The 16,510-nt window shown below is 65.9% G+C and carries 18 protein-coding genes and 1 tRNA gene; 5 read left to right on the top strand and 14 right to left on the bottom strand.

What is annotated here, in order from left to right; translation table 11 throughout:
• Position 1: 1 nt before the first annotated feature.
• The 10 genes from ACZ5AC_RS14920 to ahbB all read right to left on the bottom strand — a co-directional run bounded on the left by ACZ5AC_RS14920 (position 2) and on the right by ahbB (position 9,094).
• Positions 2-982: a polyprenyl synthetase family protein gene (locus ACZ5AC_RS14920; protein ID WP_464248361.1), complete on the bottom strand. Its 981-nt coding sequence runs from the start codon at positions 980-982 to the stop codon at positions 2-4.
• Positions 979-1,770 carry a 1,4-dihydroxy-6-naphthoate synthase gene (locus ACZ5AC_RS14915; RefSeq protein ID WP_464248360.1) on the bottom strand — a complete coding sequence of 264 codons (792 nt, stop codon included), beginning with the start codon at positions 1,768-1,770 and terminating at the stop codon, positions 979-981. The genes ACZ5AC_RS14920 and ACZ5AC_RS14915 overlap by 4 nt, the downstream gene beginning before the upstream one ends.
• Positions 1,767-2,453, bottom strand: coding sequence for a futalosine hydrolase (mqnB, locus tag ACZ5AC_RS14910; RefSeq protein ID WP_464248359.1), 687 nt, complete (start codon positions 2,451-2,453; stop codon positions 1,767-1,769). Before mqnB ends, ACZ5AC_RS14915 begins: the two co-directional genes overlap by 4 nt.
• 15 nt (positions 2,454-2,468) lie before the next feature.
• Positions 2,469-3,779: a nucleotide sugar dehydrogenase gene (locus tag ACZ5AC_RS14905; RefSeq protein WP_464248358.1), complete on the bottom strand. Its 1,311-nt coding sequence runs from the start codon at positions 3,777-3,779 to the stop codon at positions 2,469-2,471.
• Between the two features lie 57 nt (positions 3,780-3,836).
• On the bottom strand, positions 3,837-4,538 hold the full coding sequence (locus ACZ5AC_RS14900; protein WP_464248357.1) for a ubiquinone/menaquinone biosynthesis methyltransferase: 702 nt from the start codon (positions 4,536-4,538) through the stop codon (positions 3,837-3,839).
• Positions 4,525-4,716 carry a hypothetical protein gene (locus tag ACZ5AC_RS14895; protein WP_464248356.1) on the bottom strand — a complete coding sequence of 64 codons (192 nt, stop codon included), beginning with the start codon at positions 4,714-4,716 and terminating at the stop codon, positions 4,525-4,527. Before ACZ5AC_RS14895 ends, ACZ5AC_RS14900 begins: the two co-directional genes overlap by 14 nt.
• A gap of 193 nt (positions 4,717-4,909) precedes the next feature.
• Positions 4,910-6,616, bottom strand: coding sequence for a hypothetical protein (locus ACZ5AC_RS14890; protein ID WP_464248355.1), 1,707 nt, complete (start codon positions 6,614-6,616; stop codon positions 4,910-4,912).
• 182 nt (positions 6,617-6,798) lie between these two features.
• Positions 6,799-7,227, bottom strand: a complete 429-nt coding sequence (locus ACZ5AC_RS14885; protein ID WP_464248354.1) for a cytochrome c3 family protein — start codon at positions 7,225-7,227, stop codon at positions 6,799-6,801.
• 105 nt (positions 7,228-7,332) lie between these two features.
• Positions 7,333-8,601, bottom strand: coding sequence for a glutamate-1-semialdehyde 2,1-aminomutase (gene hemL / locus ACZ5AC_RS14880; RefSeq protein WP_464248353.1), 1,269 nt, complete (start codon positions 8,599-8,601; stop codon positions 7,333-7,335).
• Positions 8,602-8,623: 22 nt separating this feature from the next.
• Positions 8,624-9,094 carry a siroheme decarboxylase subunit beta gene (gene ahbB / locus ACZ5AC_RS14875; protein ID WP_464248352.1) on the bottom strand — a complete coding sequence of 157 codons (471 nt, stop codon included), beginning with the start codon at positions 9,092-9,094 and terminating at the stop codon, positions 8,624-8,626.
• A 153-nt stretch (positions 9,095-9,247) separates the two neighbouring features.
• Between ahbB and ACZ5AC_RS14870 the strand changes: the two genes are divergently transcribed.
• A complete protein-coding gene (locus ACZ5AC_RS14870) occupies positions 9,248-10,240 on the top strand; it encodes an NAD(P)H-dependent glycerol-3-phosphate dehydrogenase (RefSeq protein ID WP_464248351.1) in 993 nt (330 codons plus the stop codon).
• A gap of 3 nt (positions 10,241-10,243) precedes the next feature.
• Here the strand turns inward: ACZ5AC_RS14870 and ACZ5AC_RS14865 are convergent, their stop codons facing one another.
• The 4 genes from ACZ5AC_RS14865 to ACZ5AC_RS14850 all read right to left on the bottom strand — a co-directional run bounded on the left by ACZ5AC_RS14865 (position 10,244) and on the right by ACZ5AC_RS14850 (position 13,495).
• Positions 10,244-10,636 (bottom strand): secondary thiamine-phosphate synthase enzyme YjbQ, encoded by a 393-nt coding sequence (locus ACZ5AC_RS14865; RefSeq protein ID WP_464248350.1) that lies wholly within the window; start codon positions 10,634-10,636, stop codon positions 10,244-10,246.
• Positions 10,636-11,049, bottom strand: a complete 414-nt coding sequence (locus ACZ5AC_RS14860) for an ATP-binding protein (protein WP_464248349.1) — start codon at positions 11,047-11,049, stop codon at positions 10,636-10,638. Before ACZ5AC_RS14860 ends, ACZ5AC_RS14865 begins: the two co-directional genes overlap by 1 nt.
• 2 nt (positions 11,050-11,051) lie before the next feature.
• Positions 11,052-12,173, bottom strand: a complete 1,122-nt coding sequence (locus ACZ5AC_RS14855; RefSeq protein WP_464248348.1) for a PP2C family protein-serine/threonine phosphatase — start codon at positions 12,171-12,173, stop codon at positions 11,052-11,054.
• 74 nt (positions 12,174-12,247) lie between these two features.
• Positions 12,248-13,495 carry a M48 family metallopeptidase gene (locus ACZ5AC_RS14850; RefSeq protein ID WP_464248347.1) on the bottom strand — a complete coding sequence of 416 codons (1,248 nt, stop codon included), beginning with the start codon at positions 13,493-13,495 and terminating at the stop codon, positions 12,248-12,250.
• A gap of 120 nt (positions 13,496-13,615) precedes the next feature.
• Here ACZ5AC_RS14850 and ACZ5AC_RS14845 point away from each other — a divergent pair.
• From ACZ5AC_RS14845 to rpmI, 4 genes are all read left to right on the top strand, one after another.
• Positions 13,616-13,690, top strand: a tRNA-Val gene (locus ACZ5AC_RS14845).
• 56 nt (positions 13,691-13,746) lie between these two features.
• A complete protein-coding gene (gene thrS, locus ACZ5AC_RS14840; RefSeq protein ID WP_464248346.1) occupies positions 13,747-15,681 on the top strand; it encodes a threonine--tRNA ligase in 1,935 nt (644 codons plus the stop codon).
• Entirely contained in the window at positions 15,665-16,186 is a 522-nt protein-coding gene (gene infC, locus ACZ5AC_RS14835) for a translation initiation factor IF-3 (protein ID WP_464250617.1), read from the top strand. Before thrS ends, infC begins: the two co-directional genes overlap by 17 nt.
• Positions 16,187-16,288: 102 nt before the next feature.
• Positions 16,289-16,489: a 50S ribosomal protein L35 gene (gene rpmI, locus ACZ5AC_RS14830; protein WP_464248345.1), complete on the top strand. Its 201-nt coding sequence runs from the start codon at positions 16,289-16,291 to the stop codon at positions 16,487-16,489.
• Positions 16,490-16,510: the final 21 nt, after the last annotated feature.

The raw sequence follows: 16,510 nt of genomic DNA, 5'->3' as shown, positions 1-16,510 counted from the left end.
GCTACTTGTCCCGCTTCAGAACGAAATCGATCACGGCTCCGAGGAGGTTTTTTTCCAGGCACACGGGTAGCACGTCCAAGGCCCGGCTGGCTAGTGCCAGGTAGGTTTTGGCCTCGTCGCGGGTCCGTCCGGCGAAGCCTCCGGCCACGATGTCGGCGATGATCCGATCCTGCCTGTCGGCGGGCAGGTCCGCTTCGGTCAGATCCCGGATCGTGTTGCTACGCTCGTCTGCGGGCAGGGATTCGAGGTACAGGAGCAGGGGCAGGGTGAACTTGCCCTCGCGCAGGTCCCCGCCCAGGGGCTTGCCCGAGGTGCCGGCCTCGGAGGTGTAGTCCAGGGCGTCGTCCACGAGCTGGAAGGCGATGCCGAGGTTCAGGCCGAATTCCCTGGCCGCGGCGCACTGGCGCTGCGAGGCCCCGGCGGAGATGGCGCCGAACTCGCAGGCCGACTGGATCAGGTAGGCCGTCTTGCCGGTGATGATCTCGAGGTATTCGGCCCTGCTGAGGTTTGCGTTGCTCACGGCGGCGATCTCCATGATTTCGCCGCTGGCCGTCTCCATGATGGCTTTGGAGATGCAGGATGTCAGTGCCGGGTCGCCGGTGCGGGCCACGATTTCGTTGGCCAGGGCCAGGAGGGCGTCGCCGGCCAGGATGGTCGGGGTGAGGCCGAAGCGCACGTGGGCGGCCTGCCTGCCGCGGCGCAGGTCGGCGTTGTCCAGGATGTCGTCGTGCATCAGGGTGGCCGAATGGAGGAATTCCAGGGAGCTGGCCAGTGTGTACAGGTCGTCCCCCCTGAAATTCAGGGCGCGGGCGAAGAGGATGGTCAGCATGGGCCGCAGGCGCTTGCCTCCGGCGTCCATGACGTGCGCGGCCACGGGGCGGACCAGCGGGTGCAGGGCGTCGATCTCCCTCTGGATGGCGGCGTTGATGGCCGGAAGTTCCTTGAGGAAGGCGACCTTGAGTTGGGCGAAGGCGTCGTTCATGACAGATCCCGGAATGTTTGCAGCAAGTTGAGGGCGGCCTGGCCGTCTGGCCCCATGTCCAGACTGAAGTCGTTCACGTAGGCGGCAATATGTTGTGCGAGCGTGGCCTCGTCAAGCTCTCTGGCCAGGGCGGCGATGAAGGGCATGACCGATGGCCTGTCCGAACGCGCGTGCAGGATGCTCGCGCGGATGCCCTCGGCCAGGGCCGAGTGGACACCGTCGCCGAGCTCCCGTTTCGCCACGATGCAGCCCAGAGGCAGGGGCAGGCCCCCGGTCTCCTCCCGCCACCACCGGCCGAGGTCCGTATGCAGGGCCAGGCCGTAACGGTCGTAGACCAGGGCCGTTTCGTGGATCAGCAGGCCCGCGTCGACCTCGCCGGCCTGCACGGAGTCGACGATGGCGTGGAAGATCATGGGCACGGGCGTGAAGTTTCCCCGCAGGGCCGCGTTCAGGACGCACATGGCCGTTGTGTCCATGCCGGGAACTGCGATCCGACGGGGTTCGCCGCGGAAATCCCCGCGGGTGACGAGCTTGGGGCCGTGCTCCAGGCCGAAGGCGCCGCCGCAGGGCAGGATGGCGTACGTGTCCCGCAGGCGCAGAGCCGTAGCGGCGCTGACCTTGACCACGTCCCACGCGCCGCTGAACGCGCCCTGGTTGAGCTCCTGCACGTCGTGCCAGAAAAAGCGGCTGTCCCTGCCGGCGGGTGCGGGCGAAAGCCCCAGCACCCAGGCCCCGAAAATGAAGGTGTCGTTGGGGCAGGGCGAGATGGCCACGGAAAGCGGGTTCATGCGGCAGCTCCGGTCAGGGTCGGCAGGACGGACTCCAGGGAGTCCAGGGCCAGGCGGAAGTTCCAGCGCGTCTTGTCGCGCACGCCGACGGGGTTGGAGACGGTCCGCACCTCAAGGAAGGCAATGCCCTTGCGATGCGCGGCCAGGGCCAGGCCGAAGCCCTCCATGTTCTCCGTGGCCGCATCGTGGCGGGCCAGGAGGAGCGCCGCGCGTTGCGGGTCTCCCGTTGCGCCAGCCACCGTCAGGCTTGTGCCGCAGGGCCAGCTATCGGGCAGAACGAGGCCCATGCCGCGGGCCGCGGCCGACGGGTCGAGCTCCAGGCGGTTGACCGGGGACAGCGGCAGGTCCTGGAGCATCTGAAAACCGAAGGGCTCCTCGGTCCCGTCCGAGCGGTGCACGCCGTATTCGGGCCAGACCTCGGCGCTGGCCACGCAGACAGCCCCCAGGGCCGTGTGAGGGTCGAAGCTCCCGCAGATGCCCAGGTTCACGATGCCGGCCGCTGCGGGGTGGCGCTCCAGGAGTTCGCCCGCGCGCAGGGCGGCGGCCACCGGGCCCACGCCCGTCACGCAGGCCAGGAATTCGAGGCCCGCGTAGTCTAACCGCGTGTCCCCGTCCGGTCTGCGTCCCGTGCGGGTCAGGACGTGACGGCATTCAAGCTCCGTCGCACAGGCCAGGATGATCATCGTCGCCGCTCCCTTCTATAGCCGCCAGTACGTGAAGCGGCGCGACAGGGCATCCCTGTCGAGGAACCCTTTGACATCGATGACGATCCCGGCTTCGGGCCGCCGGAACATGCCGGCCAGACGATCGGCGTCGAGCGCCGCGAACTGGGCGTGGGAGACCGCCAGGACGACGGCGTCGAGGTCTTTCATGGCGTCAAGGGCGAGCAGGTCCACGCCGTACTCGTCCTTGGCCTCGGCGGCGTCGGCCAGCGGGTCGTGGACCAGGACGTCCACGTGGTAGTCGGACAGTTCGTGGACGATGTCCTCAACGCGGCTGTTGCGCAGGTCCGGCACGTCCTCCTTGAAGGTCAGGCCAAGCAGGCCCACGCGCGCCCCCTTGATCTGGCACCCGGCGTTGATCATGGCCTTGATGGCCTTCTCGGCCACGAACTTGCCCATGCCGTCGTTGATGCGGCGCCCGGCCAGGATGACCTGGGGGTGGAAGCCGATGGATTCGGCCTTGAAGGTCAGGTAGTACGGGTCCACGCCGATGCAGTGCCCGCCCACGAGGCCCGGCCGGAAGGGCAGAAAGTTCCATTTGGTGCCCGCGGCCTGCAGGACCTCTTTCGTGTCGATGTCCATGCGGTCGAAGATGAGCGCCAGCTCGTTCATGAGGGCGATGTTCAGGTCGCGCTGGGTGTTCTCGATGACCTTGGCGGCCTCGGCCACCTTGATGCTCGACGCGCGGTGCACGCCTGCCGTGACCACGGTGCCGTAGAAGCGGGCCAGGAGGTCCGCCGTGGGCTGGTCCTGGCCGGCCACGACCTTGACGATGCTTTCCAGGGTGTGCACGCGGTCGCCGGGATTGATGCGTTCCGGGGAATAGCCCACGGTGAAGTCCCGGCCGCATTTCAGGCCGGATTTCTGTTCCAGCAGAGGAACGCAGATCTCCTCGGTCAGGCCGGGGTAGACCGTGGACTCGTAGACCACGATGCTGCCGGGCCGCAGGTTCTCGCCCACCGTGGAGCTGGCGCCGACAACGGGGCGCAGGTCCGGCTTGCGGTTGCCGTCGATGGGCGTGGGCACGGCCACGACGACGATGCCCGCCTCGCGCAGGCGCGCGGGGTCGTCGGTGTACTCGACCCGCGCTGCGGCCAGCCGGGAGTGTTCCACCTCGCGGGTGGAATCCTGGCCTTGGCGCAGCTCCGCGATGCGCCGTCCGGAGATGTCGAAGCCGATGACCCGAAAATGGTCGCCCAGGGCCACGGCCAGGGGCAGGCCCACATAGCCGAGCCCCACAACGGCAACGGGGGTTGCGCCGGATGCGATGTCGTCAAAGGTGATCATGATCGTTTCTGCGTGCAGCGGGTCTTCAAAGTTGGTGGACAGGCCTGCCGGATGCGCTCACTCCGGCTTTCGGGCCACATGGATGTAAACGATCCCGGAGCTCAGCGCCTCGTAGCCGACCTGGTCGAAGCCGGCATGAACCAGTTCGCCGGCCAGCGCCCGGGCGTCGGGAAATGCCAGGATGGTGTCGGCCAGGTATTGGTAGGCTTCGGGGTTCTTGGAGAAAAAACGGCCGATTCGCGGGAGCGCCGTGCCCAGGTAAAAATTGTACAGGCCCTGCCAGATTCTGGCCTTGCCCGTGCCGAACTCCAGGATGCATAGGCGGCCGCCGGGGGCCAGCACACGCAGGATTTCCCGGTAGGCGTTGGTCCTGGGCAGGATGTTGCGGATGCCGAAGGCGATGGTCACGGTGTCCACGCACCCGTCGGGCAGGGGCAGCGCGCGGCCGTCGGCCTGGACGGGCAGGATGGCCGGTTCGCCGACGATCTTGCCTTTGCCCTTGCAGAGCATGGCCCGCGAGAAGTCCAGGCTCAGCACCCGCAGCTCCGGGAACTGCCGCCGGACCTCCCGGCTCACGTCGAGGGTTCCGGCGGCCAGGTCCAGCACCGTGCGCGTGGCCCCGGGGCGGACGCAGCGGACCAGACGGCGGCGCCAGTAGATGTCCTGCCCGACGCTCAGGAAGTGGTTGAGAAAATCGTACCAGGCCGCGATGTTGTCGAAGAGGCCGGAAACCCGCTTCCCGTGGTCATTCGGATTCAACGGAGGCGTCCTTGTCTGTGCTCGGTGCTGGGCCCGTCTTGGTCACGGTGCGGTACACGTCGTCATAAATGGGTTCGAAGTATTCGGAAAAATTGGAGGGGGAGATGCGTCCCACCTCGATGAACTTGACGACGATTTCCTTGGCGACCTGCAGGGCCTGCTTCTGGATCTGGTCCATGGCTTTCTCGCTGGTTGAACATGAGAACAAAAAAAACCGCCCGGGGGGAATGGTGTCGACCTGCTTTGGGGAAACCGGGCGGTTCAAAAAAAGAAGGAAAAACCCTGGAGCCCTCCCTTCATTGTTTTCAAAATGCCTAGCACGCCGCATGCCGTGAGTCGAGAGCCGAAGGGTCGCCCCGTCCGGCCCGGCGTCAGCCTCCCAGCTCCTTGAGCAGGGCCTGGATCTCCTCGCGGATGATGCGCCCCACGGCGGCGGGAACCTGCTGCCGGACGTGCGCCTCAAGGTCCGCCTTGAGAGCCTCGGGAGCGGGCATCGCGTCCAGCCTGGCGGCCAGGGCCTCGACTTCCTCCCGCAACCGCTCCTCGCCTTCGCGCAGCTCGGCCAGGTCGGCGTCTTTCCGGGTCATGGCCGCCTGCACGTCGGCAAGGCCCTGTTCCAGGCCCTTCGCCATGATGCGCAGGGCGCCGAGCCCGCTTTCCAGTTCCTGCAGCGCCGGTGCGGTCGTCGAAGCCAGCTTGGCCAGGATTTCCGGCATGGCGTCGATCTGGTTCTGCATGGCGAGGATGTCCTGCTGCAGCTTTGCCGTATCTTCGGGCTGCACCATGAGGGCGGACTTCGCCTCCACCGTGGCGAGAATCTCTTCGCGCAGGGCCCGGGCCAGGGGCAGGGCCTCAGGGGTTTCGGGCAGGGCGCCCAGCACCTGTTCCGGGCTGATTTCCACGGTCGGCGTCGGCTGGGCCTCCAGGGTCGCGACGCGTGCGGAGAGTTCCTCGGCGGTCTGCCGCAGTCCCGCGAGTTCCGAGATCGGAGCCGCTGCGGCGAGCCTGGCTTCGACGGACTGCAGGATGTCTTCGCGCAGGTTCCGAGCCAGGGGCAGATCATCGGGGGAGTCGGGCAGCGCCGCCAGCACCTGTTCCGGACGAACGGCGGCCTGCGGTTCGGGTCTGTCCTCGACGGCCGCGATGCGTGTGGAAAGCTCCGAGGCGAGCTGCCGCAACTGCACGAGTTCCGAGGCCGGGGCGGCCGCGATCAGACGCTCCTCCACGGTCTGCAGGATGTCGTCACGCAGGGTGCGGGTCAGAGGAAGGTCGTCGGGGAAAGCGGGCAGTGCGCTGAGCACCTGTTCCGGTTTGATATCCGGCGCGGGCCTGGCCTCAAGGGCGTCCAGGCGAGCGCTCAGGATTTCGAGTTCGGCCTGGGAAATGGACGGCTCCGGCTGGTCGGGCGCGACCATAAGCGGTTGTTCGGGCTCGGGCTCGAGTTCGGGGGTCTTCACGAAAAGCGGGGCGGCTGCCTCGATGTCGAGTTCAAGGCCTTCCGGAGAGGGAAAGAAGGGCGCCTCATCGGCCTTGGGAGCCAGGCTTTCCGCAGGCGGGACCAGCACGGTCTCGGGGATGTCGGCCAGCAGTTCGTCCGTCAGTTCCAGGAGGTCCGGGGCCGAGTCGTCGGCGTCGAGTCCGGGGACCTCGAGGTCGAGATCGATGATCTCTTCAGTCGCGGGGATGTCGGCCGCGGCGGCCTGTCCCTGCGACTTCTCGTCCAGGAGCATGTCCAGGGAATCCTGCGTATCGTTGGCGTCGTCGAGTTGGACCGCGCCGAAAAGATCATCCAGGTCGGAGAGGTCCGCCTGCGGGGCCGCGGGTTGAGCGGCCGGGCGCGGAGGAGCCTGGCGGTTCCCGGCAAGGAGCGTGTCGAAGCCCGTGCCCGTCTCGTCCGTGTGGACACCCTTCAGCGTGGAGTCCGTGTCGCGCAGGAGGTTGTCGAGCTCTTCGTCAAGGCTTCTGGCGTCCACCGCCCTGTCCATGGCGAAGTCGAGGTCCGGGGCCTCGGGCGTTCCTTCCTCCACGATGTCCGTGAGCTCCAGGATGTCGTCCGTCGGGTCGTGCGGTGTGTTCATGGCGTGATCCTTTCTTGGCGTTGAGGCATCGACATTTCCTAGCAGGAAGCGTCGGCAAGGGCAATGCACGGTGCGGGCTACCCGATTTCCCGCCGAAAAAAAAGCCCCTGCCGCAGGGTCTGCGGCAGGGGCGAACCAAAGGCCGGCCTTTGCTTGTGCTGATCGAAATTTCGGGTCTTACCCTACTTGGTGTGACACTTGCCACAGGCGGTGGGGCCGGTGGGCTTCTGTTCCTTCTTCAGGGCCTTGTGGCACTCGATGCACTGAGCGTGGAAGGCGTTCTCAACCAGCTTGATGTCCTTGGCGTTTTCCTTGCCACGGGCTTCCAGGGAATCGTGGCAGCCGGCGTCGGTGCATTTCTTGATCTTGCCGCCGTCGGCTTCCATGGTGTGGTGACATTCCTTGCACTCCACGGTGGCGTGCTTGGTGTGCGGGAAGGGAACGGCTTTCTGCAGAGCGCCGGGCTTGCCGTCCTTTTCCTTGACCTTCATGCCTTCGGGGGCCTTGATGACGTAGTCATCGCCAGGAGCGTCGGCGGCGAACAGGACCGGGGCGGCGATCAGGGACAGGAAAGCCGCACAGATCAGGCTCAACAACAGTGATTTTTTCATCCTCTTTCTACCTCCAGAAAGAAACGTTACAAAAAGCACAAGCTGGGACGTTTATATCGACGGTCTTGGTCTTCAGTCAAGGATGCCGAGAAATTGGGCCTCATTTTAGAATCGAACCCTTTTCGCTGCGTCCAGTGTGCGCTCCAGGTCTTCGTCGCTGTGGGCGAAGGACGTGAAGGCGCATTCGTAACCTGACGGTGCAAGATAGATGCCCTGCGCGCGCATCTGCTGGTAGTAGGAGACGAAAAGCCCGCTGTCGGCGGTCTGGGCCGAGGGGAAGTCCGTCACGGGCCTGTCGGTGAAGAACAGGGTGAAGATGGAGGCGATGTGGTTGCGCGTGACCGGGACGCCCTTGCTGTGCAAAATGTTCTCGAGTTCCCGGGAGAAGGCCTCGGTCCGCGCGGTCAGGGCCGCATAGTCGCTGGCAGCCAGGGCCTTCAGGGTGGCCAGGCCCGCGGCCATGGCCAGGGGGTTCCCCGAGAGGGTGCCGGCCTGGTAGACATTGCCGCTGGGAGCGATGTGGCTCATGATCGAGCGTTTGCCGCCGTAGGCGCCCACGGGCAGGCCGCCACCGATGATCTTGCCCAGGCATGTCAGGTCGGGGTCGATGCCGAAGGCCTGCTGGGCTCCGCCGAAGGCCACTCGGAAGCCCGTGATAACCTCGTCGAAGATCAGCAGCGCGCCGTAGGCCCGGGTCAGTTCGCGCAGCCCCTCCAGGAATCCGGGCTTGGGCAGGACCAGCCCCATGTTGCCGGCCACGGGCTCGACGATGACCGCCGCGATGTCGTGGCCGTGGTTCGCGAACAGGGTTTTGACAGCGTCCAGGTCGTTGTAGTGGGCCAGAAGGGTGTGTTTGACCACGTCGGCGGGCACGCCGGGGGTGCCGGGGATGGACTGCGTGGCCACGCCCGACCCGGCGCTGGCCAGGAAGGCGTCGGCGTGGCCGTGGTAGCCGCCGTGAAATTTTATCACGCCGTTGCGTCCGGTATAGCCCCGGGCCAGGCGCAGGGCGCTCATGGTCGCCTCGGTGCCCGAGCTGACCATGCGGACCATTTCGATGCCCGGCACCGCGTCGATCACGGCCTGGGCCAGCTCGACCTCCAGGCGGCACGGAGCGCCGAAGCTCGTGCCGTTGGCCGCCGTGGCGGCGATGGCCGCGGCCACCTCGGGATGGTTGTGACCCAGGAGCATGGGGCCCCAGGACATGACGTAGTCGATCAGCTCCTGCCCGTCCTCGGTCACGAGTTTGCTGCCCATGGACCTGGCGATAAAGAGCGGGTCGCAGCTGACGCTGCGGCAGGCGCGCACGGGGCTGTTCACGCCGCCGGGGATGAGGGTCTGGGCTTTCTCGAAGAGTTCCTGGGATCTGGTCATGGGGCTTTCTCCAAATGCGGGGCTAAAAATATTCCATGGACGTCTTCTTCAGCTCCTTGATGCTGAAGAGCATTTCGTACTGCGTCACGCCGGTCTGCTCCACGAGCTCGCGCACGACCTGCATGCAGTCGTCGCGGCTTTTGCCGTGGATCATGGTGTACATGTCGTAGGGCCAGTCCATGCAGTTGGGGCGCAGGTAGCAGTGGGAAATCTCGGGGCGCCGGGCCATGATGCGGCCCACCTCGTCGGGGTCGAAGCCCTCCTCGATGTACCATGCGACCATGGCGTTGAAGCCGTACCCGGCCTGCTGATGGCGCAGGGTGGCGCCGAAGCGGCGGATCTGTCCGCCTTTCTTCAGTTTCTTGAGCAGTTCGAGGACTTCCGCCTCGGTGCTGCCGGCCTGGCGGGCGATGTCCGCGTAGGGGGTGGCGCTGTCGGGCAGGGTGTCCTGGACGATGCGCAGGATTTCGTGTTCGGTCTGGGTGAAATGCACGGCTATTCCTCGTGTTGCGCCGGTGGCTCCCGGTCGTGGTTCGAGGTCGCTCCTTACCCGTTTCGTCATATGCTGACAAGAGGACCCTTTACAGAAACGGGCGCATCCCCGATAGTGACGGCTTGCCGACATCGAGGAAACCTGGAGGGTTGCGTGAACGTCGCGGTGCTTGGAGGGGGGAGCTGGGGCACGGCCCTGGCCAACGTGCTGGCCCGGAAAGGGGAGGACGCGTGCCTGTGGACGCGCAGGGAAGACGCGGCGCGGGAAATCGTCGAGTCCGGCACCAACTCCCGCTATCTCCCTGGGCAGGCCCTGTGCCGGGACCTGCGGGCCAGCGCGGACCTGGCTGCCGTGCTGAAGGACGCCCGGTGCGTCGTGCTGGCCGTTCCGTGCCAGAACCTGGGCCCCTTCCTGCGCGAAAACCGGGCGCTGTTCCCCGTCGGCGCGGGATTCGTCTGCGCCAGCAAGGGCGTGGAACTGGGGACGTTTCGCACCATGGGCCAGGTGGTCGCGGCCGAGCTTGCCGGCCGTGAGCCCCGGTACGCGGTGCTTTCGGGGCCGTCCTTCGCCACGGAGGTGGTGGCGGGCCTGCCCACGGCCGTGACCCTGGGCTGCGCGGATGCGGACCTGGCCGACCGGGTGCAGACCCTCTTTTCCACCGAGACCTTCCGCGTCTACGTCAACGCCGACGTCACGGGCGTGGAGCTGGGCGGGGCGGTCAAGAACATCATGGCCATCGCCTCGGGCATCTCCGACGGTCTGGGCTTCGGGCAGAACGCGCGCGCGGCCCTCATCACCCGCGGCCTGTCCGAGATGTCGCGCCTGGGCGCGGCCCTGGGCGCCAACCCCGCCACCTTCATGGGCCTCTCGGGCATGGGCGACCTGGTCCTGACCTGCACGGGCGACCTGAGCCGCAACCGCCGCGTCGGCCTGGCCATCGGCCGCGGGCAGACCCTCGACGAGATTCTGGGGGGCATGCACAACGTGGCCGAAGGGGTCAAGACGACGGAAGCCGTGTTCGCCCTGGGCCGCAAGCTCGGCATCGAGCTGCCCATCACCGGCCAGGTGCATGCGGTGCTCTTCGAAGGCAAGAACCCGGCCGAAGCCGTGCGCGAGCTGATGACGCGCCCTTTGCGCGAGGAGTGAGGGTCAGGACAGGATCGTGACGTGGAGGGTGCGCCTGCGCGGGCCGTCGAACTCGCCGAGGAAGACGCGCTGCCAGGTCCCGAGCACGAGCCGTCCCCGCTCGACGATGATCTGCACCGACGAGCCCAGGAGCGTGGCCTTGATGTGCGCGTCGGAGTTCCCTTCGGCGTGGCGGAAGCCCGCGTGCTTCGGCACCATGACCCGCAGATGGGCCAGGATGTCCCGGCGGACGTCGGGGTCGGCGCCCTCGTTGATGGTCAGACCCGTTGTCGTGTGCGGGGTGTAGACCGTCATGATTCCGGACTGCGCGCCGGCCTCCCGCAGCAGTTCCTCCAGGCGGCCGGTGATGTCGATCATCGCCTCCCTGGCGTCGGTCTCCACCTGAAAGCTTTGCATCATTCCCCCCGGTATTCCAGTCTCAAGGCGTTGCCCCGATCGTTGTAGCTGACGGTGCGGGCATAGTTGCGGTAGATTTCGTGCCCCCGCCCCCGGACGTCCTCGACGTCGCTGCTGGCCTGCATGTGTCCCCGCCAGTCGAAACCCGGTCCCTGGTCCTCCACTTCCAGATCGTACCCGCCGTCCCTGGCGGTGAACCTGAAGGACACCCGCTTGGCCGGGTCCTGCCCGTTGCCGTGGATCATGGCGTTGTTCAGGGCCTCCCTCGCCAGGAGGGAAATGGCGAAGAGGTGGCCCTGCTCCCCGCGTTCCTCCAGGAAGAGCCGGATGCGCTCCACGCAGAGGTCAACGTTGCTCAGGTCCGTGTCCATTTCCAGGGCGAAGCCGTGGTGCAGGGGCGTGAAGTCGAGCATGTTCAGACCTCCAGGGCCAGCAGGATGGTGTCGTCCCCGCGCGGCGCGCCGGGAGGGACGAGGGCGGCGTGGATGGCCTCCACGGCCTGCGCCATGGGCAGGCCGCGATGGGCGGCGCAGGTCGCGGTCAGGCGCTCCAAGCCTTCCTCCCGGGTCATCTTTTCGTCGCCGAAGCCCTCGATGAGGCCGTCGGTGTACATGAAGAGCCGGTCGCCCGGGTTCACGGGAATGGACAAGGGCTCGAACAGGACCGAGTCGAACACGCCGAGCAGGTCTCCTGTGGCCTGGAGGATCTCCACGCCGCCGCCGGCGCGCAGCAGGACCGGGGCGGGGTGGGCGGCGTTGACGTAGTGCAGGGTGCGCTGTTCGCGGTTCAGGCGGGCGAACCCCGCCGTGATGTGGGTGCCGCCGGTCAGAATGCGGCAGAGGACGCTGTTGATCATGGTCAGACTCTCCGTCGGGGATGTGACCACGTTGCAGTTCTGGCTGAAGAGGGCCTTGAGGGCGGACGTCACGTAGGACGTGCCCAGGTCGTGCCCGCTGACGTCGGCCACGATGTAGTCGAAGGCCGAGCCGCCCACGCGAAGGACGTCGTAGAAATCACCGCCCGCCTCCAGGACGGGCTCGAAGTGCACGGCGAATCCCGCCTCGGGCAGGTCGCCGGGCTGTACCAGGAGGGCCTGCTGGGCGTCCTGGACCTGGGCCAGGCGCTGGGCCTGGGCCTCGATCAGGGCCTTGTAGGTCAGCCGCAGCTTCAGGTGCACCTTGACCCGCGCCAGGACCTCGGCCTTTTCGAAGGGCTTGGACACGAAGTCCACGCCGCCGACCTCCAGGCCGCGGACCTTGCTGGAGGTGTCCGTCAGGGCCGAGATGAAGATGACGGGGATGTCCGAGGTCCGGGGGTCGTGCTTGAGCAGTTCGCAGGTGGTGTAGCCGTCCTCGCCGGGCATGAGGACGTCGAGGAGGATGAGGTCCGGTGACTGATCCAGGGCCGCGGCGCGCGCGGCCGGTCCGCTGGTCGCGGAAATGGTGCGGTAGCCGCCTTTGGTGAGCACGATGTCGAGCAGCTTGATGTTCAGCGGTTCGTCGTCGACGATCAGGATGCAGGGTGTCGTGTCGTTCACGGTGCGCGCCTGGCTTGGGGTGGAGTGCATGGCAGCGTGGATAGCTGAAATCGCCGGAATTGCAAAGACGGCCGTCATTTGCGAACGGATTTGCCGAGGCCGGCCAGGGCCGCGATCCTCGCGCCCAGCGGGGGATGGCTGTAATGAAAGAAGACGTACCAGGGGTGGGGGGTGAGATTGGCCAGGCTCTGCCCGGAAATCTTCTTCAGGGCGCGGATCAGGGGCTCGGGCGAGGGGAGGTGCGCGGCGGCGAACCTGTCGGCCTCGAATTCGCGGCGCCGCGAGAGCCCGGCGAAGAAGGGCGTCAGCATCAGGGACACCGGGGAATACAGAAGCAGGAAGAAGACCAGGCCCGCGTGCACGGGCATGGAGGTCATGCCGAAGGCCTCGTACAGTCCCGGCAGGGTGATCGCCTGTCCCATCAGGGCGAGGAGCAGCCCCGTCTGCAGTATGGACAGGACGAGGCCCCTGGTGATGTGCCCCAGGCGGTAGTGCCCGATTTCGTGGGCCAGGATGGCCTCGATCTCGTCGGTCTCGTGGGCTGCCAGCAGCGTGTCGTAGAGGGCGATGCGCTTGGTGCGGCCCAGGCCCGTGAAGAAGGCGTTGGCCTTGGTGGACCGCTTTGATCCGTCCATGACGAAGACGCCGCCGAGGCCGAAACCGGTGCGCCGGGCCAGGTCCCGCAGCCTGTCCAGCAGATTGCGGTCTTCGAGGGGCGTGAAGGTGTTGAAGAGGGGCATGATCAGGGACGGGGCGAGGAAGGTCAGGGTCACGGAGAAGAGCGTCGTGACCGCCCAGCACAGCGCCCAGGCCCATGGGCCGAAGGATGTGAAGAGCAGGAGCACTGCGGCCAGCAGGGGCAGGCCCAGGACGGCGGCCAGGAGGTAGCCCTTTAGCCTGTCCAGGACGAAGGTGCCGGGCGTGGTGGTGTTGAAGCCGAAGCGGGCTTCGAGCACAAATGTTCTATATATTGAGAACGGAAGCCCCAGCAGCTCCGAGCCGATGAAGAGCAGGGAGAAAAAGACCAGCCCGGTGAAAATGTCGTTGTCGGCGATGCGGGCCAGACGGTCGGCCAGTGGAAAGCCCCCCGCCAGGATGAAGGCCAGGGTGGCCGCCGTGCCGACGGTCTGCGCGGCCATGTCCCACGCCCCGCGGGCGCGGGCGTAGTCCTGGGAGCGGCGGTAGGCCTGCGGGTCGTGGACGTCGGCGAGCAGCGGCGGGGCGGCCGGGGCGAGGGACTTGAGGTTGAGCCATTCGAGGAAGAGGCTCCAGCCCGCGCCCAGGATGACGGAGGAGAGGACGATGACGAGATATGGGTTCATTGCGGCTCCATGGATGTTGACCGGTGGGCCTGCGATGGCAGTTCCGAAAAAAAATCGCAAGATGCGAAAAAAGAGTGTTGACATGCTCGCAAATGCGGGGATATATGCGGCTCTCCATTTAGGCGCGTAGCTCAGTGGGAGAGCACTTGCTTGACGTGCAAGGGGTCAGGAGTTCGACCCTCCTCGCGCCTACCAAAAAAGAACTCATAGGGAGGCTCAAGCCTCCCTATCGTGTTTGTGAGGCAAGGCATATGGCTCAGATTCAGGGACAGGACATCGAGATTCAGGCGGGGCAGACCTGCGCCGACGCCCTGCGCGGCGTGCTCTCCGGCAAGAAGATGAAATCCGTTGTCGCGTGCGAATGCGACGGCAGCCTCATCGATCTGGCGCAGACCGTGCCGGCCGGGACCGCGACCCTGGAGCCCGTGTTCCTCGAAACCCCCAAGGGCCTGGCCGTCCTGCGCCACAGCGCCGCCCACGTCATGGCCGAGGCCGTGAAGGAACTTTTCCCTTCCGCCAAGGTCACCATCGGCCCGGACATCGAAAACGGCTTCTACTACGATTTCGATTACGAGCGCCCCTTCACCCCCGAGGACCTGGAGCAGATCGAGGAGCGCATGCGCGCGTCCGTGGCCGCCAACCGCCCCTTCTCCCGCGAGGAGATGAGCGCAGGCGAAGCCAAGGCCCTCTTCGCCTCCATGGGCGAGACCTACAAGCTCGAAATCATCGACGACCTGGGCGCGGACCGGGTGTCCGTTTACCGCCACGGCGACTTCGTCGACCTCTGCCGCGGCCCGCACCTGCCCTCCACGGGCTTCCTGCAGGCCGTGAAGCTGACCTCCGTGGCCGGCGCCTACTGGCGCGGCGATTCCACCCGCCCCATGCTGCAGCGCATCTACGGCACGGCCTTCGCCACCCCCAAGGACCTGAAGGCCCATCTGGCCATGATCGAGGAGGCCAAGAAGCGCGACCACCGCAAGCTCGGCCCCCAGCTCGACCTTTTCAGCTTCCACGAACGCGGCGGCGCCGGCATGGCCTACTGGCACCCCAAGGGCGGCCTGCTGCGGACCATCCTCGAAGATTTCGTGAACAAGGAAATGATCCGCCGCGGCTACGGCATCGTACGCACCCCCCAGATTTTGAAGCGCGACCTGTGGGAGACCTCCGGGCACTACGCCAACTACCGTGAGAACATGTATTTCACGGAAATCGACGAGGTCCCCTACGGCGTGAAGCCCATGAACTGCGTGGCGCACATGCTCATCTACAACACGAGCCAGCGCAGCTACCGCGACCTGCCCGTGCGCCTCTTCGAGTTCGGCGTGGTGCATCGCCACGAGCTCTCGGGCGTGCTGCACGGCCTCATGCGCGTGCGCCAGTTTACCCAGGACGACGCCCACATCATCTGCCGCCCGGATCAGCTCCAGGACGAGATCAAGGGTGTCATGGCCTGGATCCAGGATCTCATGGGCGTGTTCGGCTTCGAATACACCATGGAGATCAGCACCCGTCCCGAGAAGTCCATCGGATCCGACGAGGACTGGGAGCGGGCGACCAGCGCCCTCATGGACGCCATGAACGAAATGGGCCTGCCCTACGCCATCAACGAGGGCGACGGCGCCTTCTACGGACCCAAGATCGACGTCAAGCTGCGCGACTGTTTGGGCCGCCTGTGGCAGTGTTCGACCATCCAGGTCGATTTCACCTTGCCGGACCGTTTCGACTTGGTATACGTCGGCGAGGATGGCGAGCGGCACCGGCCGGTCATGGTGCACCGCGCCATCATGGGCTCGGTCGAGCGGTTCATCGGCATCCTCACGGAACATTTCGCCGGGGCCTTCCCGGCATGGCTCGCGCCAGTGCAGGCCCGCATCCTGACCGTGACCGACAACCACAACGAATTTGCCCGTTCGTGCCAGGAAGCGTTGCGGCGCGAAGGGGTGCGCGTGGAACTGGATCTGCGCAACGAGAAGCTCGGGTACAAGGTGCGCGAGGCCCAGCTGGAGAAGATTCCGTACGCGCTTGTCATCGGTGATCAGGAAGTCGAGCAGGCCAGCGTCAACGTGCGCATGCTCGGCGGCACCAATCTGGGCGCCATGTCCATCGATGCCTTCGCCGCCCTGCTGCGGGAAGAGTGCGAGAAACCCTTTAAAAATGGAGGAATGAGATATTCTTTCAGCTGCTAAGGCCCGCCGGAACAAGCAAATCAGGGCCAAGGAAATCCGGGTTGTAGGAGATGACGGGAACCAGTTGGGCATCATGAGCGTGCCCGAGGCCCTGGAACGTGCCGAACAATTGGGTCTTGACCTGGTCGAGGTGGCGCCCAACGCCAAGCCGCCGGTCTGCAAGATCATGGACTACGGCAAGTATCTCTACGAGGAAAAAAAGAAGTCCCAGGAAGCCAAGAAGCGCCAGACCCAGATCCAGGTCAAGGAAATCAAATTCCGGCCGCACACCGACGACCACGACCTCTTGACCAAGGTCAAGCACATCCGTCGCTTCATCGAGGACGGGGACCGCTGCAAGGTCACGGTCTTTTTCCGTGGACGCGAGATGGCGCACAAGGATCGCGGACAGGTCATCCTGGACCGGGTGGTGGAAATGCTCGCCGATGTGGCCAAGGTCGAGCAGACTTCCCGCGTCGAAGGCCGGACCATGTTCCTGCTGCTGGCAGGGCTTCCCAAGAAATAGGCTCCCTTCCCGTCCCCAAAGAAAAATTTCCCGCCGTTTTGGCGGGAGGGAGCAGTATTGCCGGCCGCTCACGCGGCCATACGAGTCGTCCGAGGAGGAACTATGTCAAAGGTCAAGACCAACAGAAGTGCAGCCAAGCGTTTTCAGGTCACGGGCACCGGCAAGGTGAAGAGAAGCCATGCCAACATGCGCCACATCCTGACCAAGAAATCCGCGAAGCGCAAAAGACAGCTGCGTCAGTCCACCACGGCTGCCCAGTCCTGTGTCGCCGCCATTCGCCGCCTGGTACCGTACATTTTCTAGTTTCCGGCATCGGGCCGGAGC

This window comes from Desulfomicrobium aestuarii, assembly GCF_055385525.1.
The sequence above is the reverse complement of the archived record's forward strand: the minus strand, read 5'-3'. Positions and strand labels throughout refer to the sequence as shown.